Annotated in this window: 8 protein-coding genes; 6 read left to right on the top strand and 2 right to left on the bottom strand. The window is 64.2% G+C overall.

Annotation, left to right across the window (positions count from 1 at the left end; translation table 11 throughout):
• The 4 genes from SX243_24385 to SX243_24370 form a co-directional block, all read left to right on the top strand.
• Positions 1-376 (top strand): tetratricopeptide repeat protein (locus SX243_24385; GenBank protein MDY7096125.1); only part of this gene is annotated, 376 nt, incomplete at its 5' end.
• 106 nt (positions 377-482) lie between these two features.
• Positions 483-1724, top strand: coding sequence for a radical SAM protein (locus SX243_24380; GenBank protein MDY7096124.1), 1242 nt, complete (start codon positions 483-485; stop codon positions 1722-1724).
• Between the two features lie 354 nt (positions 1725-2078).
• The gene (locus SX243_24375; protein MDY7096123.1) at positions 2079-2765 is read left to right on the top strand and encodes a Crp/Fnr family transcriptional regulator; all 687 of its coding nucleotides are present in this window, start codon (positions 2079-2081) and stop codon (positions 2763-2765) included.
• Positions 2766-2964: 199 nt separating this feature from the next.
• Positions 2965-3813 carry a hypothetical protein gene (locus tag SX243_24370; protein ID MDY7096122.1) on the top strand — a complete coding sequence of 283 codons (849 nt, stop codon included), beginning with the start codon at positions 2965-2967 and terminating at the stop codon, positions 3811-3813.
• Between the two features lie 26 nt (positions 3814-3839).
• Here SX243_24370 and SX243_24365 read toward each other — a convergent pair whose 3' ends face one another.
• Both SX243_24365 and SX243_24360 read right to left on the bottom strand, forming a co-directional pair.
• Positions 3840-4130 carry a hypothetical protein gene (locus tag SX243_24365; protein ID MDY7096121.1) on the bottom strand — a complete coding sequence of 97 codons (291 nt, stop codon included), beginning with the start codon at positions 4128-4130 and terminating at the stop codon, positions 3840-3842.
• Between the two features lie 68 nt (positions 4131-4198).
• Complete coding sequence (locus tag SX243_24360) at positions 4199-4462, bottom strand: hypothetical protein (protein ID MDY7096120.1); 264 nt, start codon at positions 4460-4462, stop codon at positions 4199-4201.
• A gap of 504 nt (positions 4463-4966) precedes the next feature.
• On the opposite strand from SX243_24360, the gene SX243_24355 reads away from it, so the two are divergent.
• Positions 4967-6115 (top strand): acyltransferase family protein, encoded by a 1149-nt coding sequence (locus SX243_24355; protein ID MDY7096119.1) that lies wholly within the window; start codon positions 4967-4969, stop codon positions 6113-6115.
• 31 nt (positions 6116-6146) lie between these two features.
• Positions 6147-7069 (top strand): prolyl oligopeptidase family serine peptidase (locus SX243_24350; GenBank protein MDY7096118.1); only part of this gene is annotated, 923 nt, incomplete at its 3' end.

Raw genomic sequence — 7069 nt, 5'->3', positions numbered from 1 at the left:
GGAGGCTCGCGGGGATCTGGAGGAGGCGTTGCGGATCCGTCGGGAGGAAGAGCTTCCGGTGTACGAGCGTTTGGGGGACGTGCGGGAGCGGGCGATCACGATGGGCCAGATCGCGGACATCCTGGGGGCTCGCGGGGATCTGGAGGAGGCGTTGCGGATCCGTCGGGAGGAAGAGCTTCCGGTGTACGAGCGTTTGGGGGACGTGCGGGAGCGGGCGATCACGATGGCAAAGATGGGGCTGCTTTTGCATGAAGTGGGCGACTCCGTAGAGGCCTTGGATCTAATGCGGCGAGGCCTCCAGGATGCGGAGAAGCTGGGTATTCCAGAAGCAGAGTTGATCCGGCGGGACTTGGAGAGAATCCAGGCGGATTCCTGACGGCTCCATATGACAACCGTCATACCGCCCACTCCTCCCCCTTGGTAGCTTCCCTGCGAGCCCCGCACCGCGGGGCCATCGAACCAACCTTCCCGGGGGAGCCACCATGTTGTCGGAGCTGCGAACGAATAGTGCCCTGCTCAAACTAGACCTCTACTGCAAAGGATTGCGGTTGGACGATTCCTGCTTCGTCACCGACGACGGCGGGCGGCCGATTTTGCGCACCCGGGCGGGGTTGGGGAGCGGGCTGGAGCTGGTCCTGCCGGGGAATGTGTGGACCAACGCGCCGGTGAGCGAGGACTTCGCCGCCGAGTCCCCTTACACCCTGCACCGGCTGGACAGCGGCCGCTACGAGCTGCGCTGGGAAGGGGAGCGGGTGTTGGAGCCGCAGCTCTCGCCGCGCCCCGAGTGGTACGACCGGGAAACCACCACCGGCAAGCCCATGACCCGCATCGGCACCCTCCAGGGCACCTACCTGGGTATCTACCAGGCCAAGGTCTGCGAGTATTGGACCCAGAAGCCGCAGCGGGTGAACTGCAAATTCTGCTCCGTGGGGCTCAACCTGGGCGTCGACGACGCCGACGACAAGAGCGTCGAGGAGGTGATGGAGGTGATCCGCGCCGCCCGCCGGGAGTCGGGCATCACCTACGTCGACTTCAACACCGGCCACTACGAGGGCGACACCTACCTCGACCTGCTGGAGCCCTTCATTCGCCGCATCAAGGACGAGCTGGGGCTGTTGGTGGGCGTGCAGACGCCGCCCCATCGGGATTTGAAGCGCTACGACCACCTGCGGGAGATCGGGGTCAACCGCGTCTCCTTCTGCTTCGAGATCTTCGACCGCAAGCTCTTCGCCGAGATCTGCCCGGGCAAGCACGAGGAATACGGCCTCGACCACTACTTGGAAGCGGTGCGCTACTGCGCCACCCTGGGCAAGCAGGGCCCGCGCCACGAGCCCTGGGTGTCCAACGGCGAGATCATCGCCGGCCTCGAGCCGCCGGAGTCGAGCATCGCCGCCATCGACTGGATCACCTCCGTAGGGGGCATCCCCACGGTGTGTGTCTTCCGGCCCTTGAAGGGCACCGACCTGGAGCACTACCCGGCGCCCAAGACCGAGGACATGATCCCCGTCTTCACCCGCCTCTACGAAGCCTGCATGGAGCGCGGCCTGCCCATCGGCTGCGCTCCCAACGTGCACGTCAGTCTGGTGATGCTGCCGGAGGAATGCGCGGCCCTCAGCCAGAAGCGCTATCCGCTGCAGAACCTGAAGCTCAAGGCCCTCAAGCGCCTCTACGGCTGGCAATTCGACCGCCGGCTGCGGCACATGGAGGCCCGCTCCGCGGCTTGAGCTTGGGGTAGTCCCCTGATTTGAAGTTTGACCGCCGAGATGGTGGGCTGGCGCCCACCCTACGTGAGATCTCCGACCAGAGCCTTTGTAGGGTGGGCGCCAGCCCACCATTTAGCTAGAGTTCAATTCATACGAGCCGTTGGCCTGCAGGTGGTGTCGCGACTAGTTTGAACCTTCTTCAGGTCGCTGGGATATCCTCTCCCGGCGGCCTCGTGCGTTGGTAGGTGGAATGTCGAAGCCCTCGCGCTGGAGGCCGCGGAGCCCAGCACAATGGACGAATCCACCGCAGCCTCATCCGCTCCTTCTAGCTCGCCGGCCTGCAAGCCCGAGGAGCGGCCTCCATCCGACCCCGCCGTGCGCCAACGCCTACTGCAGTTCCCTCACCTCGCCGCTCTGGCCTCAGTGACCCTCGAGTGCCTCGTCCGTTGCGGCTCTCCGCGAACACTGGCCGCGGACGAGCGGGTGATCCGCCAGGGAGAGCCGGGCCACGCCCTGCTCATCGTTCTCCACGGGCGACTCAAGATGACCCGCAGTCTGGAGAACGGGCGGGAGGTCCTGCTGGCGCTCTTCAACCCTGGCGATCTGGTCGGGGTGGCAGCGGGGCTGGGGGGGCAGGTGAGCGATGCCTCCGTCACCGCCATGGAGAGCTCCCTATGCCTGGAGCTACCACGAGAGCCGCTGCTGGAGGCCCTCGCCGGCGAACCTGGCCTGTTGGCAGATCTCCTGCCGGTGCTCACCCGCCGGGTGGCGGAATGCGGCAACTGCGTGGTGGAGGGCACCTTCTTCCGCGTCGAGCCCCGCATCGCCCGCCTCCTCCTCAAGCTCGCCGAGAGCGTCGGCCGCCAGGAAGACGGCGAAGACAACGCAGTCTTCGTCCCCGTCCCCCTCTCCCGCCAAGACCTCGCCGATATGGCCGGCACGACCCTAGAAACCAGCATCCGCATCCTCAGCCGCTGGGGCAAAGAAGACCTGGTCGAAACCCGCCCCGACGGCTTCCTGATCCGCCGTCCGCGAGACCTCGAAGCCCTCTGCGGGGGCTGAGGGGCTACTCGAGGAAGAGGTTGCCTGTTAGGTTCGGCGCTCTGTGCTGAGTGGTCTACCGATCCTCCAGACCAGCGGAGGAAGGGTTGAGGGAGGCGCCCAGCGACTGGCAGGGAAGTTGCTTCACTACCCCTTGAGCTTGAGCGACTGGCCCGTTGAGCCGTCGAGTTTCCGATGAATACTGAGGTGGGGAGCCGGAATGAGATTGTGGTGGCAGCGTTGGGGGATGGTTTGCATGCTGATGGGGTGGATGGGAGCGGTGACGACTGCGGGGGCTGAGCCCTGGCAGGTGGAGCTGGGCTTGGACAATGACCTCTTCGTCAACAATTCAGTCGAGGACGACTTCTACACCTTCGGTACCCGCATCGGAGTGACCTATGGGGATCTGACCTATCGGTGGGAGGAGCTGGCGTTCACCGACCGGGAGGCCGGGATGCGCTTCGACGAGACCTACCTGGTGGTCGGCGGGAAGTTGCCGGAGCGAAGGACGGGGAATTGGGAGGTGTGGGTCGAGGGCGGCGTCGCCCATGTGGGTGAGGGACTATTGGGACAGGCTGCGCAGAATACGGTGCACGAGTGGATCGGCGACGACAAGGTGCGCCTCGACTATCTGGACATCAGCGATTACTACGCCCACATCCAGGTGGAGCTGGGGCGTCAGTGGCGGTTGGCGGAAGGGGACGGCTGGAGCTGGACCTGGGGACCCCAGGCGGGGGTCAGCGCCACGCCGGGATTCCGGTGGAATTCGCTGTTGGGTTTGCGGACTTTTTGGCAGGCATCCGACCGCGTCACCGTCGATGCGACGGTGGGCAATCGCTTCGCAGAAACCGAGATGGAGCTCTTGGAACCGCAGCTGGAAGATAGCTCCTTGGCCGCCCAGGTGGAACTCGGATTGCCGTGGGGACTATTCCTGGAGTGGAGTCTGAACCGCTACGGCACGGACCGGGAGCACATCTCCTTTGGTATCCGTTTGGACCGGGAACTCTTCAGGGGCAGCGCTCCTCGGGGTGAGGCCGAGCCACCGCCGCGGGCCGGCGACGTGCCCTGAGCCCCGTCAGGGCGCCGGCGGGTAAGTTAGGAATCGGAGAGCGCCCGAGTGCACTGGCTGCCCAGGAGCAGACCGACGAGCAAGCCCAGCGCCCAGGAGATGGAGATGGTGACGGTGGGGTGGTCGCGCACGTAGGTGCCGACATCGCCGGTGAGCTCGCCAAAGGTTTTGCGAGCTTCGCCGTAGCGCGCCTGGACGGCGTCGGTGACCTTCGCCTGGCCGGCTTCCAGGGCTAGCTCGGCGGCATTACGGCCCTCGTCGAGGGCTCGTTCGGCGGAACGCTTGGCTTTTTTGAGTTTTCGATCAGCAATGGTCATTGATCTCTCCTTGGGTCTCCCGGAGCTTGCTCCGGGCTGTTCGAGGTGTAGTGGTGAAGCTTTGAGGTCTATTGCAGGTTTTTGTTCCTCGGGCCGACGTGAGCGTTGCCGGCGGGGGAGAATCGGTAGGTTCCTTCGTCGTCGCCGGGGCTGAGGCGGTAGGTGGTGTCGCCCTCGCGGAAGAAGACCCCTCGATCACTGCGAATCGCTTGCTGGATGGATTGGATCAGATCTTCTTCCTGGAAAACGGTATGAGGGTTGCGCCCCATGAAATCGCTGAGATTGTCGGCGTCAACGGTAATGGAGCGAATGGAATTGCTCTTCCAAGGCATATGGGTAGCACCTCCTGAGTTGGGTCCGAGATCTTCGGGCGGCTAGGTCCGGAGCGTCCGGAGTGAGCGAAGCCGGCCGAAGCTAGTAGTAACAAGGTGCAAGGTTTGTTCCGAGACCCCGGTTTGGTCGATCGGTTGGCGACAGTGGGCATGGGGTGGAGATTGTCGGAAGTTTTTGCCAGCGTCGTGTAATTTTTACACGGATTCGCCAGGCCGGTCATGTCCAGGGAGGGGGGGGCCGGGAACGCCGGTGCCCGATTCAACTCGCGCCAGGAGCCGCTGGAGAACCCGAGCTGGGTGACCCAAGGCCGTTGGAGGCCGAATCTTTATTGGCAAGAATCGGCAATTCCCGAATTGTCTGCGGTTCACTGCCTTGATTCTGCTCGAAAATTCTTCCCCTCGCGCTGTCGACGGACCCCTGCAGCCGCCGGGTAGGAACGACGCTGTGGCCCAGGGTTCATATTTTGCAGTGGTTTAGGACGTCCCATTCCGGGAAGTCCACCGATGAACCACGAGGCCCAATCCACTCCGACACGTACCGCGGTCCCGAGCCAGCCGGGGGAATCCCCGAGCGCGGAGGGAGAGTCGACCCGCCTGGTTTGGATCGACGCCCTACGCAGCTTGTCGATCTTCGCGGTGATCCTGTTGCACAGTGCCGCGCCGCTGCTGCTGCGTTTCGGCGACGAAGAAGCTTCGGGGAGCGCGGAATGGTGGATCGGCAACCTCTACGACTCCTCGGTTCGCTGGTCGGTCCCGATTTTCGTCATGGTCAGCGGTGCCCTGTTGCTGGGGCGAGCGCAGCGGGAGGGTTTGGGCGAGTTCTTCCGCCGGCGGCTGAGCCGGGTGGCGATTCCCTTCCTGGCCTGGAGCGTTCTGTACTTCCAATGGCAGATCTGGTTCTGGGACTCGGACCAGAGCTATGGGGAGCTACTGCCGATGCTGGTGCGGGAGCCCGTGGCCTACCATTTGTGGTTCGTCTACATGCTGCTGGGTCTCTACTTTCTGGCTCCTCTGTTGGGGGCGATCTTCGCCGTCGACCGCTGGCGGCTGCCGATCTATGCGGTGGGGTTGTGGCTCTTCTGGGCCGGACTTCTGCCTCTTCTCGGACGGCTCCTGGAGATAGAAACCTGGTACTCACCGGACCGCGACAACAGCCCGCTGATGCTGGTGGGTTATTTCATTCTCGGCTTCCTGCTCCGGGACGTGCCCATGACCCGGACCTTCCGCCTCGCATCGCCTCTGGTCTTTCTGGCCTCGGTGGCGGCCACGGCGGGGCTGACCTTCTGGCTAACCCGCGCCGCTGGCGGCGAGTATCAGCCGCTGTTCTACGAGTACTACGGTCTCAATGTGGTGCTCATGGCGGTGGCGGTCTTCTTCCTCGGTGCCGGCCTGCCGGGGTTGCAGGAAGCGGACGGCGATACCCGACGGGCGCGCTTTTGGCGCTTTCTCTCCGACCGCGCCTTCGGCGTCTACCTGGTCCACGTGCTGATTCTCGACCTGCTCAAGGAGGGCACCCTGGGCTGGCGGCTCGATCACCTGACCTTCCATCCGGCAGTGTCGGTGCCCCTCCTGGCGGTGGTGGTGTTTGTCGCTTCCTTGATTCTCGTTCTGTTCCTCGAGCGGATTCCCCTGATTCGCCGGGTGCTGCTGTGAGCAGTGGCCGGTTCACGAAAGGAGCCCTGCCATGATTTCTCGCCCCCGGTTTGGCGGATTCGACGCTTCCATTTCTAGATCTTTGCGGTGCCTCTCACGGGGTTTGCTGGCCGCCGGTCTTGCTCTTCTCCTCGGTGTGCCGGCGGCCACGGCGGAGGACACCTCGAAGGCTCAGGTCCGACCCGTCGACTTCACCACCTTCACCGACCTGGCTGACTCGGCCCTGGGAGATTTGCAGAAGATGACGGCCTGGAAGCAGGAGGTGCCGGAGATTCGAGAGGTCCGGATTCCGTCGAGCTCCGGAGGTGAGGCGCAGCCGGCGCTGTTCTACGATTCCGGCTCCCGGGAACCCCGGCCGCTGCTGGTAGCGCTGCACAGCTGGACCGCCGATTATCAGAAGGAGTTCAGCATTCCCTACGGCGCCTGGGCGGCGAAGAACGATTGGGTGATGATTCATCCCAACTATCGGGGACAGTTCGACCGGCCGGAGGCGACCTTGTCGGACGGTGCGGTGGAGGACATCCTGGAGGCTCTGGATTGGGCCACGGTCAACGCCGCGGTAGACAAGGACCGCATCTACATCACCGGCTTTTCCGGCGGCGCCATGGCGGCGCTGTTGATGGCCGGTCGCTATCCCGAGTTGTGGACCGCGGTGGTGGCCTGGGTGCCGGTGTACGACCTGGTGGAGTGGTACTCCACGGTGCACGAGCACACGAAGCTGCACTATGCCTCGGACATCATCGCCTCCTGTGGCGGTAAGCCCCTGCCCGACACGGCGGCGGCGAAAGAGTGCACGAAACGAAGCCCCAGCACGTATCTGAGCCAAGCCCGGGGCCATGACGTGGATGTCCTCATCGCCGTGGGCATCGAGGATTGGTTCGTGCCGCCGGCCCACGGCATGTGGGCGTACAACGCTCTCGCCGAAGAAGACGACCAGCTGAGCGCCGAAGAGAT

Source organism: Acidobacteriota bacterium (assembly GCA_034211275.1).
In the GTDB taxonomy this organism is placed as follows: domain Bacteria; phylum Acidobacteriota; class Thermoanaerobaculia; order Multivoradales; family JAHZIX01; genus JAGQSE01.
The sequence above is the reverse complement of the archived record's forward strand: the minus strand, read 5'-3'. Positions and strand labels throughout refer to the sequence as shown.